The organism is Fodinicola feengrottensis, assembly GCF_010993775.1.
Taxonomy (GTDB): Bacteria; Actinomycetota; Actinomycetes; order Mycobacteriales; family HKI-0501; genus Fodinicola; species Fodinicola feengrottensis.
The window spans coordinates 1-19,632 of record NZ_WOTO01000037.1 but is presented as its reverse complement, the minus strand read 5'-3'; the positions used below and the strand labels follow the sequence as shown (position 1 = coordinate 19,632).

Sequence of the window (19,632 nt, the reverse complement as noted above, 5' to 3'; positions counted from 1 at the left end):
GAAACGTCACAGCCGAACAACTTCGACAGCAGTACGACGTCAACAGTGCAACAGAGCCGGCCGGGATCCAGGAGGTTTGACAGGTGCGGGACTGGTGCTTGGGAAGATCCGGTGAGCAGGGGTGGTGAGCCGGTGGCGACAGCGCTGGGCACGCCGGCTGGATCCGACCCTGGTGGTGCCGCGGCCCGAGCCGGAACCCGCCGAACGGCCGGTGGACGCTTCCTGGCCGACGGTGTGCCACCAGTTCGCCCTACGAATGCTCAGCATGGTGGAGCTCCTGCGGCCGGAACTGGACCAGCTGGAGGCGGCTGAGGAGGACGCCAGCACGCTTGAACGCCTCTACCGGGTCGACCACGGCGTCACCCGGCTCCGCAGGGTCGCTGGCTACCTGCAAATCCTGGCCGGCGTGGAGGACGACCAGCCCAGCGGCTACCGGTCCTCACTGGTGGATGTCATCCGCGAAGCCGAATCGGCGATCGAGCACTACACCCGGGTGAGCATTGGCCGGGTCGCCGAGCTGGGAGTTGTCGAGTACGCGGCGAAAGACGTCGCCTGGCTGCTGGCCGCCCTGATCGACAACGCGACGTCGTACTCTCCCGCCACCGTCGTCGTCAGCGCCCATCTGCTGCTGACAACGGTGGCATCATGATGCGAATCGAGGACTCCGGCATCGGCATCGACCCGCGCCGGGTGGAAAACCTCAACGCGGTGCTGGCCGGACCGGTTCCCGAGGTGAGTGAGGACATCGCCCGGCACACCGGTTTTCCGATCATTCACCGGCTGGCGCACAAACATGGCATCCGGGTGCGGTTGGCGTCTCGGCCAGGCGCCGGCGGCGGCACCGTCGCGATGGTGCTGGTGCCGCCGGAGCTGTTGTGCGAGATGCCGTCCGGGTTCCCGGCCGCGGCCGGCCAGGGCCGGCACCGGGAAACCAGCTGGCCGCGCAATGTCGCCGCCAACGGCGATCTGAACGGCCCGAGCGGCGCACATCTTTCGTTGATCCAGCGGCCAAGCACCAGCCGGATGGCACCGCCGGAGACGGCTTTGCCGCGGCCGGATCTCACCTCACCCATCGCCGCCCGACCCGCGCCCCAGCGGATTTCCGGTGTCCCCAACGGTGTCCCCAGCGGTGTTCCCAGCGGTGTTCCCAGCGGTGGGCACGCTGGCGGACACGCGCCGGCGCGGCCAGTGGTGGACAACGATTCGCCGGTCGGGCCGCTGCCTTCGGCCGCCGTGCCAACGAATTCCAGCACCGACCAACCGGATCACCTGCCTCGGCGGGAAAGCATGAGCCTGCGGACCTCCGCGCCGCGACCGATCGGACTGCATGGCGCGCCGGTTCGAGAACCCGAGCCAGCGGCCGAAAAGGACAGGCCCGACGACGACGGGTCGATCGGCGCGCATCTCATCAACGGCCGGCCAGCGCCGCGACCCGATCCGACCGGCCCCAGCTCCTTCGCCGAAGACCTGGATTCGTTCACCGCAGGGGTAAAAGCGGCCCGCGAGCAAAACCTGGCGCGGGCCCTGCCAACCGCGGCGGCATCGGCCGTACCGGTGAAGGTCGTGCCGCTCAATGTCTCACCTCCCAGTGCCCCAGCGCTCACCATCTCGACGCTCAATGCCGTCCCATCAACGGCGGGCCACCGAACGGCATGCCGGTGAAGGTGGTGCCGGCGCCGGTCGAGGAACCACTGGCTTCGCGCGTCAAAGAGCCGCCGGTTCCCCGGGTCGAGGAACCACCAGCTATGCCCGCTGAAGCAGGGCAGGCTGAAGTGGGGCCTGACGAAGTTGACGTGCCAGAAGGCCAACCGCGGTGACAACGGTCGGGCCACGCCCCCGTAACCCGCGCGAGTTCGCCTGGCTACTGACCAATTTCGCCAGTTCGACCGCAGGGGTCTCGCACGCGCTGCTGGTGTCCTCAGACGGCCTGCCGCTGATCGCGGCCGGCCGGATGTCGCGCGATGTGGCGGATCCGCTGTCCGCCATGACCAGCGGAATGCTCAGCCTGGGCAACAACATCGCGACGCTGATCGGGCAGCACAACTGTGACCAGATCATGCTGAAGTTTCCGGCCGGGCATTTCCTCTTCATGAACATCTCCACCCTCGCGGGCCTCGCGGTGCTGCTGACCGAGGAGGGCGCCAACCTGAGCGTGGTGGCCTTCCAGATGACCCAACTGGTGGACAGCGTCGGTCACGTACTGACCCCTCAGCTGCGGGACGACCTGCGGCGGATGTCGACCGGCCAGGGAACCCATGGTTAGCAGCGAGGGAGCGAAAATGATGCCGAACCCGTGGGTGCGGCCGTACGTGCTGACCGCGGGACGGACCCGCACGAAACAGCGGCTGCTGGTGGAGACGCTGGTGTCCGTGCCGCATTACGACCCGCAGGTCGCGGCGTCGCTGCTGCCGGAGTCCCGCGCTTTGTACGAGTTGGCCGGCCGGACGATGTCGGTGGCCGAACTGTCCGCGCATTCGAAGATCGCGCTCGGCGTGACGCGGGTGCTGATCGGCGACCTCGCCGCGAACCACCTGGTGGCGGTGCACTCGACCGCGCATTCGGACCGCGACAACGTCATTCCCAGCCTGACCCTGGAGAGAATCCGCAATGGCCTCGCCGCACACTCTGACGAACCGACGCAGGTGCCGACATCCCAGGCCATCTCGGCGAAGATCGTGGTGGCCGGCGGTTTCGGCGTCGGAAAGACCACCCTGGTCGGCTCGGTCAGCGAAATTCCGCCAGTCAACACCGAAGCGTGGATGACACAGGCCGGAAAACGCGTCGACGCGCTGGAGTCGGGCAGCCAGAAAACCACCACCACGGTGGCGATGGACTTCGGCCGCATCAGCATCGACCGGGACCTGGTCCTCTATCTTTTCGGTACGCCCGGCCAACCCCGGTTCTGGTTTTTGTGGGATGACCTGTGTCGCGGGGCGATCGGAGCCCTGGTGCTGGTGGATACCCGCAATCTCGAGGTTTCCTTTCCGGCCGTCAACTACTTCGAGAACGACTCGGACCTTCCCTTCGTGGTGGGGGTCAACCTGTTCGACGGCCAACTCTGGCACGACCTCGACGCCGTACGGGAGGCGCTCGCCCTCAAACCGGAGGTGCCGATGATCACCGTCGACGACGCCCGCCATCGGCGATCTTCGGCCCAGGCGTTGATGGAAGTGGTCACTCACACCCTCAACCTGCGGAACGACGGCGCGGGCGTACCGGCCGGCCGGTAGGGTAGTTTTTTTTCCCCAAGGAAAGGGCAGAACCGATGCGCAGAGTGCTGATCGTCGGGGCCGGGCAGTGTGGGTTACAGCTGGCCCTGAGCCTGCTCGCCGAGGGCTACGACGTGACCGTGATGTCCGCCCGTACGCCGGAGGAGATCCGGGACGGCTGGCCGACCAGCACCCAAGGCATGTTCGGGTTGGCACTGCAGTCCGAACGTGACTACGGGCTCAACATCTGGGAAGACCGGGTGCCGCATATCGAAGCCCTCCATGTGGCTCTTTCGGCTCCTCCAGGCGAAAAAGCGCTGGACATCATCGCGCCGGTGGACCAGCACGCCGAAAGCACCGACCAGCGGGTGAAGATGTCCGGCTGGCTGGAACTGGTCGAGCAGCGCGGCGGGACCGTCATCATTTACCAGGGGGTGACGACCTCCGACCTGGACGGTCTTGCGGCCCTGGGCCGCTATGACCTCACCATCGTGGCCGCCGGCCGGGGCGAGCTGGGCGGACTCTTTGACCGCAATGCGTCCCGTTCTCCTTACACCACACCACAACGCGGGTTGGCGGTCGCGTATGTGCACGGCCTGGCCCCGGATCCACTGCTGCCGCGCACCAATGTCGGGTTCAACGCCATTCCGGGTTTTGGTGAGCTGTTTGTCATTCCGGCACTGACCCTCTCCGGCCCATGCGACATCTTGTTCTGGGAAGCCGTGCCAGCTGGGCCGCTGGATCTGTGGCAGGAGCGGCTGGATCCGCCGGATCATCTCAAGCGTACGCTCGAGCTGATCCGCCAGTATGTGCCGTGGGTCTACGAAAGATGCGCCAACGTCGAGTTGACCGACGCCCGTGCGACGCTGTCCGGCCGGTTCGTCCCGACCGTGCGCCACCCGGTCGGCGAGCTGCCGTCCGGCGGGGCTGGTGCTGGGCGCCGCGGACGTGGTGATCGCCAACGACCCGATCACCGGCCAGGGCAGCAACAACGCGGCGAAATGCGCGCAGGCTTATCTGCACGCCATTCTCAACCACGGTGACGCGCCATTCGACCGTGCGTGGATGGAGCAGACGTTCGAGCGGTTCTGGCAGGAGACGGCCCAGTATTCGACGGCCTGGACCAACGCCTTTCTGCAGCCGCTGCCCGAACACGTGCAACAACTTCTCGGTGCCGCCTCGCAGGATCCGCGGATCGCCCGCCGGCTCGGCAACGGGTTCTCCGACCCGACCGATTTCCAGCACTGGTTCATGAGCCCAGACGCCGCCCAGGCCTATCTCGCTTCGCTGGCACCCTGATAATGACGCCCCGCTCTTCTCTCGAGCGGGGACCGAAAATCCGCCGAACTCACCGTCACCGAAGTTGTTGATCTTGCTTAGTTGGCCCACCCAAAACGGACACATACCCGAAACGCCCGTTTCGTACGGGCCAACTAAACAAGATCAACAACAACTCGTTCCGGCTAGCGGAAATACTCGGTGTTTTGGCGTACCTATTCGAACACCGTAGAAAGACTGGTCGAATCCGTCCGGAACCTCCACAGTGGAGGTATGCGAATCAAAACCTTTTCCGTTGTGATCGGCGGCGCCCTGGTTGCCGCGACGTTGGCTCTTCCGGCCACTGCTTTCGCGGCCACTGCCCAGGCCCCTCTGGTCCCCAGCTGCACCGTGCAGTTCACCACCCCGATCTATCCGGATGCGGACAGCGGCAGCAATCCCGCGGGTCAGGCCCGCGCCGGTGACCCTTGGGTGCTGGCCGGGGTGTCCACCAGGGAGTTCACCAAGGGCGTCGATCTGGCGAACAGTGTGAGCGGCTGGATCGCCAACGCCGCCGTCAACCCGTGCGTTCATCTGTGAGCCCCTGGCCGAAAACAATCCCTGTCAGAGAACCTCGCGAGCGAACGGAAGCTTGCGGACTGGGTACCAGCGCGAAGCTGAGCGGCACGGCGATCACCGCGGCCAACGCGAAGTTGACCAGGGCCAAGTCGGTCGGTACGAGTGCGTGCATCGCGATCGTCACGCCCACCACCAGCGGTGCGTGAATGACATAGACGGTGAACGCGTGCTGCGACAGGTAGCGCCCGAAGGCACCTTCTTTGCGAGCCGTACGACGGAAAAGACTCAACAGGGCCAGGCAGATCCCGACGCAGTAGACCGCCTCGGCAAGTGCGGCGACGAAGGCCTGCACGCTCGGGCCACCGGAGCCGTGACCACCGATCAGCATCGCCAGATAGACGACCATGCCGATCAGCGCCGCCACCCCGCCGATCCGCCCCATGCCGCGGCGCGGGGTGGTGAGCCAACCGCGTCGGCTGGCCAGCAGGCCCACCACGAAAAGGCCCACATACTGCGGGAGAAACGCCGCGGACGGGAAGTCGATCACCGGCACCCAGGTGCCCTGTGGCAGGAAAATCCGCCACCCTATGTCACGACGCCCAGCACTACTACGAAGAGGCCGACTTTGGCGTAGGTCAGTGGTTCAGTCGTCTTTTCGGTACGTACGGCCGAGTTCTTGGACACCTGCCGCCAGATTGCGTAGCCAGCAGTAAAGGCGATCAGCGCCTCGGCAAACCACAGCGGACCCGCTCCGATGGTGTTGAGGTAGACCTCCCACCAAGAACCGCCCAACGACTGGCGCGCGGCGAGGCCACCGGCGATTGTCGCGATCGGGCTGAGCACAAAATAGAACGCGACCAATGGGGCGCCCAGGCGCAGCAATCGGTCTCGAAGGAATGCCTTCGGGCCTTTGCGTTCGTACGAACCCGGTACGAAAAAACCCGAGATGAGGAAGAACATCCCCATGAAGAAGGCCTGGTTGACCAGCAGCAACAGATCCAGCGGTACGCCGGATCCCGGTCGCCCGGCCAGGTGGTAATACCACAGCGGAACATCGGAATAGGTGACCGCACAGTGATGGATGACGACCAGGATGGTCAGGGCAACCCGGATGCGGTCCAGGAAGAACAGCCGTGCGGGTGCTGCCGGCGCCGCGGCCGGGCTCGGCCCGGCCGACCGACGGCAGTTCGACTGCGTGTGACATGGTCTTTTCCTTTCTGGTCTGAGTTTTTGGGCATGCTTCGCGCTGCCACCCTTGGTGGGAGCGAAAGAACTAGAACTTGACGATGCGCTGCGCCACGCCGATCGGCACCGTACGGATCGCCGCGTATGCGACAGCAATGCCGGCGGCGCAGAGGGCCACCGAGATGACGGTGGCCCATGGCCACGGCGCGGGGCTGACCCGGAGCAGCGCGTCCACTCCGGTCCCGATCCATTTGGCTCCGAAAACCGCCTCGGTCGCGATCGCCGGAATCACCGCCAGCGGCAGCAACAAGGTTCCCCACGTCGGGCCGGTCCGCCAGTATCCGAGCGCGATCAGCCACGCGGAGACCAGGTGAGCGAGGAAAACCAACCAGATCTGCACGAGCAGTGGCACCAGGTCGGCCCACGTCCGTAGCGGGTAGGACGGCATGCCCGCCAGCACCCCGCTGGCCTGATAAACGGTCCGCTCAACCACGTAGGCCACCACCAGGATCACCGCCGCCATCAGGCTGACAGCCGTCCCGAAAACCACCGTGGCCGTCATAAAATGCCGTCGGGTGACGCCAAAAGCGGCGTAGACCGGCATCAGAGTCACCAGCATGATCAGGCCATAGCTGAACAACACATATTTTGGCCCGCCCGCCCCAGCTATCTCCACAGTACTGGTGGTGACCTTGCCAGTCGCCGCGATGATGACCGCTATCACCACGTAAATCACCACGAAGATCAGCAGCATCATCAGCAGGTAACGACTCAGGCTCTGCCACATCGTCCGCGCGACGATCGGCACCGGATGGCCAACTTTGTTGCTCATGACCGCTTCTCCCGGTCCTTGGGCTCGGTGAGATGAATGAAAAGGTCCTGCAGTGCCACTGGCCCGAGGTCCAGTCCGGCGGCTCGCGCGTCCCGTCGCCGCTCGGCGCTGAGCGTTTGGTTGACGGTCGCCGACTTCGTACGACCGAGGGTTTGTTCGCTCAGCACCGGCATCCCGCCCACGAACCGGTCCACCACCTCGACCGGTCCGGTAATCGCGGTGCCACGCTCGCGCAGCTGATCGGTCTCCTCCTGCACCAGGAGTTGACCGCGGTCCATGATCAGCACCTGCTCGAACAGCGACCCGAACTCCTCGATCAGGTGCGTCGACAGAATCACCGTACGCGGATATTCCAGGTAGTCGTTCAAAACTTCTTCATAGAACCCGTAGCGGGACGGCGCGTCCATCCCGAGATACGCCTCGTCGAAGATCGTCAGCGGGCACCGACTGGCCAGCGCGATGGTGACCCGTGCCGCGGACCGTTTGCCCAGCGAAAGCTGGTTCACCCGTTTTCCCAGCGGCAACTCGAAACGCTGGACAAGCTTTTCCGCGTACGCCTGGTCCCGTTCGGTCGCAGGCTGGCTCCGAGGCCGAGGAGATCCTTGATGCGCAACAACTCGGTGCCGTCGTTGCCTTCCCGGACAAAGCAGATCTCCCGCATCAGCCGGGCATTCTCGAACGGATCCTCGCCGTCCACCCGTACGGTGCCCGAAGATGCCTGCCGGAAAGCCGAAAGCACCGCTAACAAGCTGGTCTTGCCGGCGCCGTTGCGGCCGAGCAGGCCGTAGATCTTGCCGCCCTCGAGCCGGCAACTCATGCCGTCGATCGCCGTCGACCGGCCGTACGCGACTCGCAGGTTGTCGATCTCGATGTCGAAACTCATCGCGCCCCTCCCCCACCCTGGATGCGACTCACGATGTCCGCCAGCGGAATCCCGATGACCCGCGCCTCGGCCAGCATCGGATCCAGCACCTCGGCGAAAAACCGGCGGCGCCGTTCGTCTCGCAGCGTCTCTTGGGCCTTGTCGCTCACAAACATGCCAATTCCCCGTCGCTTGTGCAGAAGAATCCCTCCTCGATCAGGAGGTGAAAGCCCTTGGCCGCGGTGGCCGGATTGATCCGGTAGAACGAGGCGTACTGATTGGTCGACATCACCTGCTCACCCCCGGCCAGGGCGCCGCTGAGGATGTCGTTCTTGATCCGGTCCGCGATCTGCTGGTAGATCGGGGCGCGGTCGTCGAACGAGGGCGTGTCCACGGTCAGCCCCCATCGCCGTCAAGCTCCATTGGTTCGTTACTCATGTAATGAACCATAGCACCAGCGAACCGGTGCCAGTCAAGCATGAACCTGTTGGACAGAATGTCCAGCTTGGACATATAGTCCATGCATGCTGGAAGTGCCACCTCTCCCTCAGTGGTCGCCGATCTGCGCCGCCATCGCACGGCTGCTCGCACCGCATGCCGAGGTGCTTCTGCACGACGTCCGGACCGACCGCGTGGTGGGCATCTGGAACCCGATGTCAGGCCGCCAGCGGGGCGACGAATCCCTGCTCAACGAGCTGGACGGCCTGCCGGCGGCGACGAGCGGCGTCTACGGCCCCTACCCGAAGCACCTGCCGGACGGCCGACAGCTTTCATCGGTCAGCGCGGTCATCCCAGGCGCCGACGGCCACCCGGAGACGGTGCTGTGCGTTAACCTCGACCGCGGCCCGTTGGAGCAGGCGGCGGCACTGCTGGCCGCCTTCGCTGCGCCGGCGGAACCGCGACCGGAGCCACTGTTCGTGGACGACTGGCGAGAGAAGATCAACGACACGGTCGGCTCGTACGTACGCGAATACGGTCGCTCGGTGGACACGCTGACCACTGGGCAGCGAATGGCCATCATCGACGAGCTCGACGCCGCCGGAATCTTCAAGATCCGCGGCGCTGCCCCGCTGGTGGCCGGCGCCTTGAGAATTTCCCGCTCCAGTCTTTACAACTACCTAACCGATGTGAGGGCAACCCGATGACGAGCCGGACCACCACCGCGCGCGCTTTCCTGCCGGATTTCAAGGTGGAGAAGCATTTTTCCCGGTGGGAGTTCACTGCCCGCTACCACCTGACCGCCTCCGATGCCGAGTCGATGCCGATGGCCGAGCTGCTGGCAATGGCCGACGACCACGATCGGCGGGCCTGGGACACGCTGGAATTGGGCTATACCGAGACTTTCGGCGATCCGGCGCTGCGGGAGGCCATCGCGCAGACGTACGAAAATGTGGACGCGGACCAGATTATTTGTTTCTCCGGCGCCGAAGAGGGCCTTTATCTGGCTATGCAGACATTGTTGGGTCCGCAAGATCACGCGATCGTGATCACGCCCAACTACCAGTCGGCCGAGACCGTCCCCCACTGTCGCTGTGCGCGGTGACCGGAGTGGCTCTCGACCCGACCGCGAACTGGGCGCTGGACGTGGACGCACTGATCGCCGCGATCCGGCCGAACACCCAGGTGGTGTCGGTGAACTTTCCCAACAATCCCACCGGAAAGGTCATCGACGCGGCCGACTTCCAGCGCATCGCACAGGTCTGCGCGCCGAACGCGATATCTGGCTCTTCAGCGATGAGGTGCACCGCGGCCTGGAACGCGATCCGGCTGGTACGCTGCCGCAGGCCGCGGACATCTCCAGCACGGCCCTGTCGTTGAACGTGATGTCCAAGTCACTGGGACTGCCGGGCCTGCGGATCGGCTGGATAGCCTGTCAGGACAGCGAAGTCCGGTCCCGGCTGGAGCGCGCCAAGCACTACACCACGATCTGCAACTCGGCGCCCAGCGAGGTGCTGGCCCGGATCGCCTTGAAAGCCCGCAAGAAAATCCTGGCCCGCAACGACGCCATCGTACGAGCGAACCTGCCGCTGTTCGACGCTTTCTTCGCCGACTTCCCCGACCTGTTCCAGTGGGCGCCACCAGAGGGCAGCTGCGTCTGCTTTCCCCGTTATTTGGGCGAAGACGGCGTGGAGAACTTCTGTGAGGCGTTGGTTCAGGAGGCCGGCGTTCTGCTGTTGCCGGCCAGCACCTTCGGCTCCGAACTCAATCCGGTCCCGGCCGACCGGTTCCGGATCGGCATCGGGCGCCGTGATCCGCAACCGGCACTGGACGTTTTCGCGCGGTGGCTCAAAAAACGCGGCTGAAGAACAGAAGCTGAGCGAGCCTTCACAAGGAATCGGTCGAGTGCGGCGTTGAACTGTGCTGGCCGTTCCAGGTTGGGCAGGTGGCCGGCGCCATCGATGACGGCCAGGGTCGCGTCCGGGATCCGCCCAGCCATCAGCTCCGCCTCGGCGACCGGTGTGAATTCGTCTTCGCTGCCCACCACAACCAGCGTCGGTACGGCGATTTTCGTTAGCATTTCAACATAGTCCGGCCGTTCGGCGCGGCCCACCAGGGCCGCCGCGGCGCCGGCCGGCGAGGTGCTTTTCATCATTCCCAGCACCTGCTCGGCGACCGCCGGCAAAGCCCCGATGTTCGCCGGCGCCATCATTTTCGGCAGCACCTGGGTCGCGTACGGCTCCATGCCCTCGGCCAGCACCCGGGCCGCGGTGTCCCGGCGCACCTGGCGAGCCGCCTCGTCGTCGGCTCGAGCGGACGAGTCCGCGATCAGCAGCCCAGCCAGTCGCCGCGCGTACAACCGGTGGAACTCCAACACGATCTGCCCACCCATCGACAATCCGCCGAGCAGCACCCGGTCGACGCCGAGGTGGTCGAGCAGATCACGCAGGTCCGTCGCGAAGACGTCCAGCGTTGTTTTGCCGCCGGTGGTGACGGGACTTTCCCCGTAGCCGCGCAGATCCGGGGTGATCACCCGGAAGCCGCGTTCGGTCAGCCACCGCACCTGGGGCCGCCACATCGACCGGTTGAAGGGGTGCCCATGCACCAGCAGCACCGGCTGGCCGGCGCCTTCATCGTCGTACGCCATCTCCATCGCTGTCGTTCCCCTTACGCTGCCCTGCGCGCCGCTGGCCTTGACGATTCGATGCTACGAAGCGAATGATCTAAGTGCAATGAAAACATTGCACTCGGAGCAATAGGGAGACGGGCAGATGGACTTCCGGGCCATCGCGGACGCGGTGGCCCACGACATCGCGACCGGTCGACTCACCGCCGGCGACCGGTTGCCGCCGCAACGCGAGTTCGCCCGCCGCCGCGGGATCGCGGGTTCCACTGCCGCCCGGGTATATGCCGAGCTGGTACGCCGTGGGCTGACGGTCGGCGAGGTCGGCCGCGGCACGTACGTACGAGCGACCCCGCCGACTGTGGAACCAGCCCTCGCCGAGCCACGAACCTTCGCCGAGCTCGGCACGGCCCGCGTCGACCTGGAACTGAACTTTCCGGTGGTGCCGGGCCAGGCCGAGCTGCTCGCTCGGAGCATGCAGAAATTGCTCCGAGGCGGCCTGCTGGAGGACGCGCTGAGACCGGTCGGCGCGGCCGGTACGCCAGCGGCCCGGCAGGCGGCGGCCGTGGCGCTGGCCCGGACCGGTTGGGCGCCCGACCCGCGGCAGCTGCTGTTCGCCGGCAACGGCCGGCAGGCGATCGCCGGTGCACATCGCGGCGTTGGTGCCGCCGGCGAGCGGCTCGGTGTCGAGGCTTTCACTTACCCGGTAGTGAAAGGCGTCGCCGCCCGGCTCGGCGTGACGCTGGTTCCGCTGGCAATGGACGACGACGGGGTGGTGCCGGCAGCACTGGCGCAGGCGCCGGTACGGGCCGTCTACCTGCAGCCCACGCTGCACAACCCGCTGGGCGTCACGATGTCCCAGCGGCGGCGCGAGGACATCGCGAAAGTCTTGGAAGACAAAGAAATTTATGCGATCGAGGACAGCATCTACGGCTTCCTGCGCAAAGATTCGACCCCCATCGCCGCGCTCGCTCCACAGTGGACGGTAGTGGTGGACAGCCTGTCCAAGCGGCTGGCACCCGGCCTGACCGTGGGATTTTGCATTCCACCAGCCACTTTGGTAGACCGGATCGGCACCGCGCTGCGGTCCGGCGGCTGGACGGCCGCGCATTTCGCGTTGGCCGCGACGACCCATTGGATGGCCGACGGGACGCTCGCGACCGTTGAGGAATCCAAGCGTACGGAGGCAAAGCGCCGGCAGGAAATAGTGGCCACCACGCTCGCCGATTTCACCGTACGGGCCGATCCGCGGGCGTACCACTGCTGGTGGGAGCTGCCCGAGCCGTGGCGCGCGGACACCTTCGTGGCGGCCGCGGCGCGCCGAGGCATCGCGGTCAGCCCGGGCGCGATCTTCGCGGTCGGTGTCGGCCAGGCACCGCATGCCGTACGACTGGCCCTCGCCGCGCCGCCGGTCGCGGATCTCGCCGCTGCCCTGGAAAGCCTGGCGGCGCTGGCCCGCGACACCCCGGACGGCGGTGTTGAATAGGGGCAAACCTTCAGTGGGGAGCCATCGTGGATCGGGAAGAGCGCAAGGAATTCGTCCGCGGCCATCGCACCGCCGTCTACGGATTCGGCCGCAAGGAACACGGACCGGCGATGTCGGTCGTCTATTACGTGATGGACGGCGACGACATCCTGGTCTGGACGATGGCCGACCGCGGCAAGGCGAAGGCCGCCCATCGCACCGGGACCGCTTCGCTTTGCGTCCTCGACGAAAAATGGCCGGTGACCTATGTGGACGTCTACTGTACGACCACCGTCGAGGACGATCTGGATGCCGCGATCGACGTCGGCATGAAGATCATGGAAGTGATGGCCGGTCAGCCGATCGGCGACGAGAAACGGCCCGAGATGATCCGGATGTGCACCGAGGAACACCGCGTGGTGGTACGCCTCAAGCCGTACATGACCTTCGAAACCCCACCTCGGCACGTGCACCAGCCCGACGACATGGACACCCTCACGCACTGGGTGGGCGAGTCACTGCCCTGGTAACCTCTGTATCGCTAAAAGAACGCCCTTGACTGGGCCAGGACGGCACCATATTGTCTGCCAACAATCGATTTCCCACGGCTGGTGGACTGAGGATCTGATGACAGCTGGCGGCAAGGCCCACCGTACGATCCGCTTCTCTTTGGTAGCCGTGGTGGCGGCGGTCTCGGTGCTGGCGGCGACGGCCCCGGGTTACCCGGACACCGCGACGACGCCGCCGCTCTACCTCGGGCTGGACAGCTATCTGCACTGGGACAAACTGCCGTATCTGGAGCTCGGTGACCGGGTCGGCGGCCAGTCCAGCGCGGATCCGGGCGGCAGCAACACCGACAACGTGAACACCTTCGGTCCGTCGCCCTTGGGCGGTCGGGTGCTGCTGGATCAGGCCGGACCGGGGGTCGTCACTTTCATGCGCTCACAAGAGGAAATCGGCGGGCCGTGGGCCATTCGCAACCCGCTCTTCCTGGCGCCGGTGAAGCCGGCCGACCTCGGTCAGACCAACCCGACAACCTCGCCGGCGAGCAAGTTCCCGTATCCGCTGTCGTTCACCACCGGACAGAGCCAGGGCAGCAGCATCGTCGCCACGTCGATTCCGTACGCGAGCACCATGCAATACATGTCCTCGGCCGCGAACGGCAATTTCTACGCGATGTACCGGAAACTGCCGGTCGATGTGCCACTGCCCACCCAAACGGACGCGACCGCGAGCCAAGTGGCCACACTACTAAAGTCCGCGGGCACGGACATCGCGCCACAGAACATCCCGACGCAGCAAGGCAGTGTGGCGTTGCCGACCGCGAACGCACCTGTACAGGTGGCCAGCATCGACGGCCCCAGTCAGCTGAGGGCGATCAAGTTTCATGTTCCGTACGGTCAGAAAGTACGGTTCGGCAACTCCCGCCTGCAGATTTACTGGGACGGCGAAACGACTCCCAGCGTCGACGCACCGATCAAATACCTGACCGGCGACGGCGCTGGCGTGTACCAACCCGCTGGGCGGCAACTGGTCGCTGGCCTGCCCGCGAACATCACCAGCGACGGCTCGACGTACATGGACTACAGCCTCTACTGGCCGATGCCTTTTGGCTCCAACGCCCGGATCGTGGTCGTCCCCAGCGCGGCGATGGATCCGGTCAGCTGGTCGGTCCGGTACGAGCCGTTCACCGATCCGCTGAGCTGGGTGGGAAAGTTCCACGCGAACTACGTCGACGTGCCCCAACCCGACCGCAGGTCAGGACATGACTTTCCTGGACTACCAAGGAAGCGGAAAGCTGGTCGGCACGGTCATCAACTTCGGTTCGATCGGCGCCACTCTGGAAGGTGACCCGCACATTTACCTGGACGGCAGCAAGACGCCACAGATCGCGGTGACCGGCACCGAGGAATGGGGCATGGGCGGCGATTACTGGCACAATGGCGTCCAAACGTCGTTGCCGATGGCCGGGCTTCCCAGCTCTACCAACAATCCGGCGGGGTCGGACATCGACGGCGCCGCCGAATACCGTTTCCTGATATCGGACAGCATTCCGTTCAACAACCACCTCACGGTGAACTGGGAACACGGTGTGGTGAACGACAATGCCCAGCGTTACAAGGCGACCATGCTCTGGTACGGGACACCCACGCCGACCGCCGTACGCACCGATCAGGTCTCGCCTGGCTCCCCCGGATATCAGTCACCCAGCGATCAGCTCTCGTCGCTGACCGCCGCGTACGAGCAGACCGTCCAGAGTCCGCTGATCACGAACACAGTGGCTCAAATGACCACCAGCAGCACCCTCACGACGATGGCGATCAACAGCGCGAATGCCGGCGCGTACCTGCGGCGTACGTTGAATTCCTGCGTCCCGAACCAGCGCGCGAACGTCTTCGTCGACGGTCAGCCGGCCGGCACCTGGTACAACGCCGGAGTGTCCCGCAAGACCGGCTACGACGGTCACGACCGGTGCTGGCGAGACGACGACTTCCCGCTCCCGAGTCAGTCACTCACCGCGGGCAAGACGTCGATCACCATCAGGCTCGACAACGACACGCTCAATCAACCGAGCCGCATCTGGACCGCGTCGACCTACCAGCTGTTCTCGTTCGGCTAGAACGCCCGAATCGAGGCCGAGCCACCGCGATCAAGTCAGCGCGAGGAGGGCGGTCGGGTCAATGTCGAAGAGATCGCGCAGCGCGGTCTCGCCGGCCGGGGTGAGTCGTACGGCCCGATCGCTGCCGATTCGCCGGACCCAGCTCTTTTCCTGGAAAATCAAGCAAATCTGTGCGCCGGCGAGGCCGGCGAGGTGGGACCGGCGCTCGGTCCAGTCCAAGCAGGCCCTGGCGATCGGGCGGGCGGTGGGACCGCAACGCGGTGCGGTCCGCGCCGAGGGTGCCGGTCAGCCAGGACAAGCCCTCGTCGGTGAGCGCGAAAAACCGGCGCTCTGGTCGAGCAGGCCAGCCGAGGTCATGCCGTCCGCGATAGCCACTCCGAGCCGGCCGGCGAGGTGGTCGTAGTAGCAGGTACGACCGCGGGCCAGCGCGGCCCGCGCGGTGACGGCCTTCAGTGTCCCGGTCGGCTCCGGCACCGGTCCGACGTACGAGGCGAGCGTCTCCACCAGCTCGGCGGCCGGTGAGCCGGCCAGCTGCACGTACCGGTGCCGGCCCTGCCGCCGCTCGACCAGCAGGCCGCCGCCGATGAGCCGGTCCAGGTGTTCGCTGGTGGTCGACGGCGCGACCTTCGCGTGCTTGGCCAGCTCGGTCGCCGTCCAGGCCCGGCCGTCCAGCAACGCCAGACAGAACGCGGCCCGGGTCCGGTCGGCCAGCAGCCCGGCCAACCCGGCCACCTCCGCACTCCTTGCAGTCATGACCCCATTCTCACCCCGGGACAGTTCGGCCGCCGCCGAACGAATCCGCGAGCCCGAGGAAGGCCGCCATCTCGGCGGTGGCGTGTTCGAAGAACTCGTCGGTGGGGTCGACAGTGCCGACGAACTGGCCGGTCAGCTCGAAGCTGATCATCCCGAACAACTGCGTCCAGACGATCACCGCGCGCGCCAGCACGGCGTCCGGCAGCTCCGGCGCGACCACGCTGAGCTGCCCGAACTGCCCGGACAGCCGACTGGACATCGCCGGCGCGTCGGCCGGCACTACCAGCCGGCCGGCCGCCCAGGCGTCCCGCAGCACTGCGAACAGCACGAACGCGCCGCGGCCGGCCGGCGCGATGGTCTCCGGCGGAGCCTGATAGCCGGGGATCGCGGAGCCGTAAATCAGCGCGTACTCCCCCGAGTGCTCGCGGGCCCAGCGCCGGATCGCCCGGCACACCGCCCGCCACCGCTGCGCCGAACCGGCCGGCCCATCAGGAACAGTCTCGGCGGCCTCGCCAATGGCGTTGTACGCGTCGATGATGAGGGCCGTCAGCAGGTCGTCCCGGCTGGGGAAATACCGGTAGAGCGCGGACGACACCAGGCCGAGCTCGCGGGCCACCCCACGCAGCGACAGTCGGTCGGCGCCGGCGCCGTCGGCAGCGAGCTGGCGGCGGGCCTCTTCCTTGATCTCCCGCGTCAACTCGATACGCGCGCGCTCGCGGGCCGTCTGACTGGCGTTCATGCGTCTCAGTGTGACACGAAGCAGAGCAGTGCACAAATACAAGAGCACTGCTCTTGACAGGCTGTACGCGCTAGTGTTCACTGATCTCAGACGAGAGCGCTGCTCTCCAAAATCGAGGAGACGACATGAACGACACCGCGCCGCGCTACGTGAAAGCCGGAGGCCAAGGACATGTGGATTCACCGGATCCTGAGCACCACGCTCAAGCTCGGCATCACGATGCGCGGAATGAAACTGCTCTACGTACGCGGACGCAAGAGCGGCGAACTGCGTACGGCCGTGGTCGGCCCGCTGCGGCACGAGGGCCAGCTCTACTTGGTGGCTCCGCGCGGCAACACCCAGTGGGTCCGCAACCTGCGGGCCGCCGGCGAGGGCCAGCTGCGGCTCGGTTTCAAGACCGAAGAGTTCACCGCGACCGAGCTCGCGGACGCCGAGAAGCCGCCCGTCCTGCGGCCATACCTGAAGATCTGGAAAGAGGACACCGGCTTCTTCAACAACACCGATCACCAGGCCCCGGAAGCCCGGCTGCTGGAAATCGCTCCGAACCACCCGGTCTTTCGGATCGAGATCGCCCAGAGGTGACAGGTGTCTCACCCGTTTGCGGGGCACCAGCCCAGGGCATTCAATGAGCGCACGGATCCGTCCCCCGCTCGGAGGGTGCTCGCCATGGCAGACTTACGTGCCGGCCGGAAACGGGTCGTGGTGATCGGGGCGGGATTCGCCGGCTACCACTGTCTTCGTACGCTCGAACGCCAGTTGCCGGCGGACGTGGCCGAGCTGGTGGTGGTGAGCCCGACCGACTACATGCTCTACATCCCGCTGCTGCCCGAGGTGGCCGGCGGGGTGCTGGAGCCGCGGCAGGTCGCCGTGCCGCTGCGGGTCAAACTGCCGCGGACCCGGCTGCAGTTGGGCATGGTCACCGCCATCGACCTGGCCGGGCGCCACCTCACCGTCGTCAACGACGAGGGCCACGCGGTCGAGCTGGCCTTCGACCACCTGGTGATCACTTCCGGCAGCGTCACCCGACTGCTGTCCATCCCGGGGGTCGCCGACTACGCCAAGGGTTTCAAGTCCGTCGCCGAGGCCATTTACCTGCGCGACCACATTCTGCGACAGCTGGAATATGCCGACCTCGCCGAAACCGAGGAAGAGCGGACTGCGCGCATGACATTCGTGGTGGTCGGCGCCGGCTACACGGGCACCGAGCTGGTCGCCCAAGGCCAGCAACTGACCAAGCAAGCGACCAAAAAAAAAAACGGCGAGGTCGGCCGGCCACCGCGGCCCGCTGGGTGTTGGTCGACACGGCGTCCCGGGTGCTGCCCGGGCTGTCCGAGCGCCTTGCCGGACCAGCGCTGAAAGTGCTGCGAAACCGCGGTGTGGACGTACGGCTGGAAACCAGCGTCTCGAAGGTCACCGCGACATCGGTGAGTCTGACCGACGGCTCGGAAATCCCCACCCGCACGGTCGCGTGGTGTGTGGGCGTACGACCCGACCCGCTCGTCGAACCGCTCGGGCTGCCGACCACCAAGGGACGGCTGAACACCGACGAATTCCTTGCGGTGCCAGGATTCCCGGACGTGTGGGCAGCCGGCGACGTGGCCGCCGTGCCGGACCTGACCAGGCCCGGCGAGATCACCGCCATGACCGCGCAGCACGCCCAGCGTCAAGGCGTCGCGCTGGCCCACAACATCGCCGCCGCTTTCGGCCGCGGCACCGCGAAGGCGTACAAACACAGCGATCTGGGTTTCGTGGTGGACCTCGCCGGCCTTCAGGCGGTCGCCGATCCGCTGCACATCCCGCTCAGCGGTTTCCCGGCCAAGGTGGTGGCTCGCGGCTATCACCTGCTGGCACTGCCGGCGAACCGGCTGCGAGTGGCCACCAGTTGGCTCACCGACCTGCTCGCGCGCCGGCAACTGGTGCACTTCGGTGTCATCCCGGAGTCCGGCGTGAGCCTCGCCGAAGCCGACGAACGACCAACTGTCACCTCCTGACCAGGTCCTATCGCCACGTCCGATTTCCGCCAGCCAAGCCAGCCGTCCCGACCGAGAATAGGAGATGTTCAAGAAGTATCACGGAAAGGACGGACCGATGACGGTCTACACCACGGCGAGCAGCCCGGCCGGCGACCTGCTGTTGGTCGGCGAGCAGTCCGCGACCGGCCTGCGGTTGACCGCTGTTTCTTTTGCTGGCAAGAACATTCAGCCTGACTGGGAACACGACCCAGCGGCTTTCGAGAAGGTGACCCGGCAGCTCGCGGAGTATTTCGCCGGCGACCGGCAGGCCTTCGAACTCGACTGCGCCGAGTCCGGCACGGAATTCCAGCGCCGGGTCTGGGCAGCGCTGGAAACCATTCCGTACGGCCAAACCGTGACCTACGGCTGGGTGACCGCACAGGTCGGCGCACCCCGCGAGCGGGTTCGCGCGGTGGCGGCCGCGATCGGCGCGAACCCGCTGCTGGTCGTACGCCCGTGCCACCGAGTGATCGGGGCAGACGGCTCGTTGACCGGCTATGCGGCTGGGTTGGAACGCAAGGAATTCCTGCTCACCCTCGAGGGAGCGCTGCAGCCGCACTGGGACTGTGATGGTCGACCGCGTGCACGCGGCGGACTGGCCCGCAATCGAAACCGAGCTGAACTCGTACGGTTGCGGGCCGGTCGGCCGGATCCTCACTTCCCAGCAGTGCCGGCAAATCTCCCGAATGTACGATCACGCGGACCATTTCCGGTCGACCATTGACATGGCCCGATATCGTTTCGGCTCCGGGCAGTACCGGTATTTCGACTACCCGCTGCCCGACCTGGTTTCCGAGCTGCGGCACGCTTTCTACCCGTACTTACTGCCGATTGCCCGCGACTGGGCGGAAAAGCTCCACAAGCCGGCGCCCTGGCCGGACGACCTGGACGAGTGGCTGGCGATGTGCCATGCCGCCGGCCAACCTCGGTCCACGCCGATCCTGTTGCGTTACATCGCAAAACGACTGAACGCAGCTGCAAAATCGCGTGCTCGTTACGGTGACCTGGTTTTCCCCCCGCTGCAGGTGGTGGATCGGCCTTGGACCGGCCGGCCTGGA

28 protein-coding genes and 2 pseudogenes are annotated in these 19,632 nt (G+C 66.0%); 19 read left to right on the top strand and 11 right to left on the bottom strand.

Features of this window, described 5'->3' with window-relative positions; genetic code table 11:
* The first annotated feature begins 124 nt into the window (after positions 1 to 124).
* The 7 genes from GNX96_RS29940 to GNX96_RS29915 all read left to right on the top strand — a co-directional run bounded on the left by GNX96_RS29940 (position 125) and on the right by GNX96_RS29915 (position 5,066).
* A complete protein-coding gene (locus GNX96_RS29940; protein ID WP_163571316.1) occupies positions 125 to 649 on the top strand; it encodes a histidine kinase in 525 nt (174 codons plus the stop codon).
* A complete protein-coding gene (locus tag GNX96_RS29935) occupies positions 646 to 1,662 on the top strand; it encodes an ATP-binding protein (protein ID WP_163571315.1) in 1,017 nt (338 codons plus the stop codon). The genes GNX96_RS29940 and GNX96_RS29935 overlap by 4 nt, the downstream gene beginning before the upstream one ends.
* Before the next feature lie 151 nt (positions 1,663 to 1,813).
* Positions 1,814 to 2,263, top strand: a complete 450-nt coding sequence (locus tag GNX96_RS29930) for a roadblock/LC7 domain-containing protein (protein ID WP_163571313.1) — start codon at positions 1,814 to 1,816, stop codon at positions 2,261 to 2,263.
* The gene (locus GNX96_RS65125; protein WP_390624172.1) at positions 2,256 to 3,230 is read left to right on the top strand and encodes an ATP/GTP-binding protein; all 975 of its coding nucleotides are present in this window, start codon (positions 2,256 to 2,258) and stop codon (positions 3,228 to 3,230) included. Before GNX96_RS29930 ends, GNX96_RS65125 begins: the two co-directional genes overlap by 8 nt.
* Before the next feature lie 35 nt (positions 3,231 to 3,265).
* Positions 3,266 to 4,252 carry a styrene monooxygenase/indole monooxygenase family protein gene (locus GNX96_RS29920; protein ID WP_279581850.1) on the top strand — a complete coding sequence of 329 codons (987 nt, stop codon included), beginning with the start codon at positions 3,266 to 3,268 and terminating at the stop codon, positions 4,250 to 4,252.
* Positions 4,140 to 4,508, top strand: a complete 369-nt coding sequence (locus GNX96_RS56245; RefSeq protein ID WP_279581894.1) for a hypothetical protein — start codon at positions 4,140 to 4,142, stop codon at positions 4,506 to 4,508. The genes GNX96_RS29920 and GNX96_RS56245 overlap by 113 nt, the downstream gene beginning before the upstream one ends.
* Before the next feature lie 276 nt (positions 4,509 to 4,784).
* Positions 4,785 to 5,066: a hypothetical protein gene (locus GNX96_RS29915; protein ID WP_279581849.1), complete on the top strand. Its 282-nt coding sequence runs from the start codon at positions 4,785 to 4,787 to the stop codon at positions 5,064 to 5,066.
* On the opposite strand, the gene GNX96_RS29910 is transcribed toward GNX96_RS29915, so the two are convergent.
* The 7 genes from GNX96_RS29910 to GNX96_RS56225 are packed head-to-tail and all read right to left on the bottom strand — an operon-like array spanning position 5,044 to position 8,318.
* A complete protein-coding gene (locus tag GNX96_RS29910) occupies positions 5,044 to 5,598 on the bottom strand; it encodes an acyltransferase family protein (protein ID WP_163571307.1) in 555 nt (184 codons plus the stop codon). The genes GNX96_RS29915 and GNX96_RS29910 overlap by 23 nt on opposite strands.
* A gap of 32 nt (positions 5,599 to 5,630) precedes the next feature.
* Positions 5,631 to 6,386 (bottom strand): acyltransferase family protein, encoded by a 756-nt coding sequence (locus GNX96_RS29905; RefSeq protein WP_163571305.1) that lies wholly within the window; start codon positions 6,384 to 6,386, stop codon positions 5,631 to 5,633.
* Positions 6,319 to 7,062, bottom strand: a complete 744-nt coding sequence (locus tag GNX96_RS29900; protein ID WP_163571303.1) for a hypothetical protein — start codon at positions 7,060 to 7,062, stop codon at positions 6,319 to 6,321. The genes GNX96_RS29905 and GNX96_RS29900 overlap by 68 nt, the downstream gene beginning before the upstream one ends.
* Positions 7,059 to 7,568 carry a P-loop NTPase family protein gene (locus tag GNX96_RS56240; protein WP_279581848.1) on the bottom strand — a complete coding sequence of 170 codons (510 nt, stop codon included), beginning with the start codon at positions 7,566 to 7,568 and terminating at the stop codon, positions 7,059 to 7,061. The genes GNX96_RS29900 and GNX96_RS56240 overlap by 4 nt, the downstream gene beginning before the upstream one ends.
* Positions 7,565 to 7,945: an ATP-binding cassette domain-containing protein gene (locus GNX96_RS56235; protein WP_279581847.1), complete on the bottom strand. Its 381-nt coding sequence runs from the start codon at positions 7,943 to 7,945 to the stop codon at positions 7,565 to 7,567. The genes GNX96_RS56240 and GNX96_RS56235 overlap by 4 nt, the downstream gene beginning before the upstream one ends.
* Entirely contained in the window at positions 7,942 to 8,094 is a 153-nt protein-coding gene (locus GNX96_RS56230; protein ID WP_279581846.1) for a hypothetical protein, read from the bottom strand. The genes GNX96_RS56235 and GNX96_RS56230 overlap by 4 nt, the downstream gene beginning before the upstream one ends.
* On the bottom strand, positions 8,091 to 8,318 hold the full coding sequence (locus GNX96_RS56225; RefSeq protein WP_279581845.1) for a GntR family transcriptional regulator: 228 nt from the start codon (positions 8,316 to 8,318) through the stop codon (positions 8,091 to 8,093). Before GNX96_RS56225 ends, GNX96_RS56230 begins: the two co-directional genes overlap by 4 nt.
* Before the next feature lie 130 nt (positions 8,319 to 8,448).
* Here GNX96_RS56225 and GNX96_RS29885 point away from each other — a divergent pair, with 130 nt between their 5' ends.
* Genes GNX96_RS29885 through GNX96_RS56210 form a run of 4 tightly spaced genes read left to right on the top strand, consistent with a single transcriptional unit; the run spans position 8,449 to position 10,227 of the window.
* A complete protein-coding gene (locus tag GNX96_RS29885) occupies positions 8,449 to 9,069 on the top strand; it encodes a helix-turn-helix transcriptional regulator (RefSeq protein WP_163571301.1) in 621 nt (206 codons plus the stop codon).
* Positions 9,066 to 9,467: an aminotransferase class I/II-fold pyridoxal phosphate-dependent enzyme gene (locus tag GNX96_RS56220; protein WP_279581844.1), complete on the top strand. Its 402-nt coding sequence runs from the start codon at positions 9,066 to 9,068 to the stop codon at positions 9,465 to 9,467. Before GNX96_RS29885 ends, GNX96_RS56220 begins: the two co-directional genes overlap by 4 nt.
* Complete coding sequence (locus GNX96_RS56215; protein WP_279581843.1) at positions 9,464 to 9,742, top strand: aminotransferase class I/II-fold pyridoxal phosphate-dependent enzyme; 279 nt, start codon at positions 9,464 to 9,466, stop codon at positions 9,740 to 9,742. Before GNX96_RS56220 ends, GNX96_RS56215 begins: the two co-directional genes overlap by 4 nt.
* A complete protein-coding gene (locus tag GNX96_RS56210; protein ID WP_279581842.1) occupies positions 9,664 to 10,227 on the top strand; it encodes an aminotransferase class I/II-fold pyridoxal phosphate-dependent enzyme in 564 nt (187 codons plus the stop codon). Before GNX96_RS56215 ends, GNX96_RS56210 begins: the two co-directional genes overlap by 79 nt.
* 29 nt (positions 10,228 to 10,256) lie before the next feature.
* Here GNX96_RS56210 and GNX96_RS29875 read toward each other — a convergent pair.
* A pseudogene (locus GNX96_RS29875) lies at positions 10,257 to 11,009 on the bottom strand (alpha/beta fold hydrolase); the annotation flags it as partial.
* Between the two features lie 124 nt (positions 11,010 to 11,133).
* On the opposite strand from GNX96_RS29875, the gene GNX96_RS29870 reads away from it, so the two are divergent.
* The 3 genes and pseudogenes from GNX96_RS29870 to GNX96_RS56205 all read left to right on the top strand — a co-directional run bounded on the left by GNX96_RS29870 (position 11,134) and on the right by GNX96_RS56205 (position 15,070).
* Positions 11,134 to 12,471, top strand: coding sequence for an aminotransferase-like domain-containing protein (locus GNX96_RS29870; protein WP_163571296.1), 1,338 nt, complete (start codon positions 11,134 to 11,136; stop codon positions 12,469 to 12,471).
* 26 nt (positions 12,472 to 12,497) lie between these two features.
* Positions 12,498 to 12,980 carry a pyridoxamine 5'-phosphate oxidase family protein gene (locus GNX96_RS29865; protein ID WP_279581841.1) on the top strand — a complete coding sequence of 161 codons (483 nt, stop codon included), beginning with the start codon at positions 12,498 to 12,500 and terminating at the stop codon, positions 12,978 to 12,980.
* A 97-nt stretch (positions 12,981 to 13,077) separates the two neighbouring features.
* Positions 13,078 to 15,070, top strand: a pseudogene (locus GNX96_RS56205) (DUF2961 domain-containing protein).
* 30 nt (positions 15,071 to 15,100) lie between these two features.
* Here GNX96_RS56205 and GNX96_RS56200 read toward each other — a convergent pair.
* From GNX96_RS56200 to GNX96_RS29845, 3 genes are all read right to left on the bottom strand, one after another.
* A complete protein-coding gene (locus tag GNX96_RS56200) occupies positions 15,101 to 15,289 on the bottom strand; it encodes a hypothetical protein (RefSeq protein WP_279581840.1) in 189 nt (62 codons plus the stop codon).
* A 66-nt stretch (positions 15,290 to 15,355) separates the two neighbouring features.
* Positions 15,356 to 15,802 carry an ArsR/SmtB family transcription factor gene (locus tag GNX96_RS56195; RefSeq protein WP_279581839.1) on the bottom strand — a complete coding sequence of 149 codons (447 nt, stop codon included), beginning with the start codon at positions 15,800 to 15,802 and terminating at the stop codon, positions 15,356 to 15,358.
* A 31-nt stretch (positions 15,803 to 15,833) separates the two neighbouring features.
* Positions 15,834 to 16,562, bottom strand: a complete 729-nt coding sequence (locus tag GNX96_RS29845) for a TetR/AcrR family transcriptional regulator (protein ID WP_163571291.1) — start codon at positions 16,560 to 16,562, stop codon at positions 15,834 to 15,836.
* A 171-nt stretch (positions 16,563 to 16,733) separates the two neighbouring features.
* On the opposite strand from GNX96_RS29845, the gene GNX96_RS29840 reads away from it, so the two are divergent.
* The 5 genes from GNX96_RS29840 to GNX96_RS29825 all read left to right on the top strand — a co-directional run.
* Positions 16,734 to 17,144, top strand: a complete 411-nt coding sequence (locus GNX96_RS29840) for a nitroreductase family deazaflavin-dependent oxidoreductase (RefSeq protein ID WP_163571289.1) — start codon at positions 16,734 to 16,736, stop codon at positions 17,142 to 17,144.
* An 84-nt stretch (positions 17,145 to 17,228) separates the two neighbouring features.
* Entirely contained in the window at positions 17,229 to 17,918 is a 690-nt protein-coding gene (locus GNX96_RS56190) for an NAD(P)/FAD-dependent oxidoreductase (RefSeq protein ID WP_279581838.1), read from the top strand.
* Positions 17,855 to 18,553 (top strand): NAD(P)/FAD-dependent oxidoreductase, encoded by a 699-nt coding sequence (locus tag GNX96_RS56185; RefSeq protein ID WP_279581837.1) that lies wholly within the window; start codon positions 17,855 to 17,857, stop codon positions 18,551 to 18,553. The genes GNX96_RS56190 and GNX96_RS56185 overlap by 64 nt, the downstream gene beginning before the upstream one ends.
* A gap of 97 nt (positions 18,554 to 18,650) precedes the next feature.
* The gene (locus GNX96_RS29830) at positions 18,651 to 19,298 is read left to right on the top strand and encodes a methylated-DNA--[protein]-cysteine S-methyltransferase (protein ID WP_279581836.1); all 648 of its coding nucleotides are present in this window, start codon (positions 18,651 to 18,653) and stop codon (positions 19,296 to 19,298) included.
* Position 19,299: 1 nt separating this feature from the next.
* The coding region (locus GNX96_RS29825) for a 2OG-Fe(II) oxygenase (protein WP_279581835.1) at positions 19,300 to 19,632 on the top strand (333 nt) is incomplete at its 3' end.

Bases quoted from the DNA above. Each gene is read 5' to 3' on its own strand.
- GNX96_RS56235 (WP_279581847.1), bottom strand. From the start codon at position 7,945: ATGAGTTTCGACATCGAGATCGACAACCTGCGAGTCGCGTACGGCCGG.
- GNX96_RS29920 (WP_279581850.1), top strand. From the start codon at position 3,266: ATGCGCAGAGTGCTGATCGTCGGGGCCGGGCAGTGTGGGTTACAGCTG.
- GNX96_RS29885 (WP_163571301.1), top strand. From the start codon at position 8,449: ATGCTGGAAGTGCCACCTCTCCCTCAGTGGTCGCCGATCTGCGCCGCC.
- GNX96_RS56190 (WP_279581838.1), top strand. From the start codon at position 17,229: ATGGCAGACTTACGTGCCGGCCGGAAACGGGTCGTGGTGATCGGGGCG.
- GNX96_RS29935 (WP_163571315.1), top strand. From the start codon at position 646: ATGATGCGAATCGAGGACTCCGGCATCGGCATCGACCCGCGCCGGGTG.
- GNX96_RS29845 (WP_163571291.1), bottom strand. From the start codon at position 16,562: ATGAACGCCAGTCAGACGGCCCGCGAGCGCGCGCGTATCGAGTTGACG.
- GNX96_RS29900 (WP_163571303.1), bottom strand. From the start codon at position 7,062: ATGAGCAACAAAGTTGGCCATCCGGTGCCGATCGTCGCGCGGACGATG.
- GNX96_RS65125 (WP_390624172.1), top strand. From the start codon at position 2,256: ATGGTTAGCAGCGAGGGAGCGAAAATGATGCCGAACCCGTGGGTGCGG.
- GNX96_RS29870 (WP_163571296.1), top strand. From the start codon at position 11,134: ATGGACTTCCGGGCCATCGCGGACGCGGTGGCCCACGACATCGCGACC.
- GNX96_RS29840 (WP_163571289.1), top strand. From the start codon at position 16,734: ATGTGGATTCACCGGATCCTGAGCACCACGCTCAAGCTCGGCATCACG.
- GNX96_RS29830 (WP_279581836.1), top strand. From the start codon at position 18,651: ATGACGGTCTACACCACGGCGAGCAGCCCGGCCGGCGACCTGCTGTTG.
- GNX96_RS56220 (WP_279581844.1), top strand. From the start codon at position 9,066: ATGACGAGCCGGACCACCACCGCGCGCGCTTTCCTGCCGGATTTCAAG.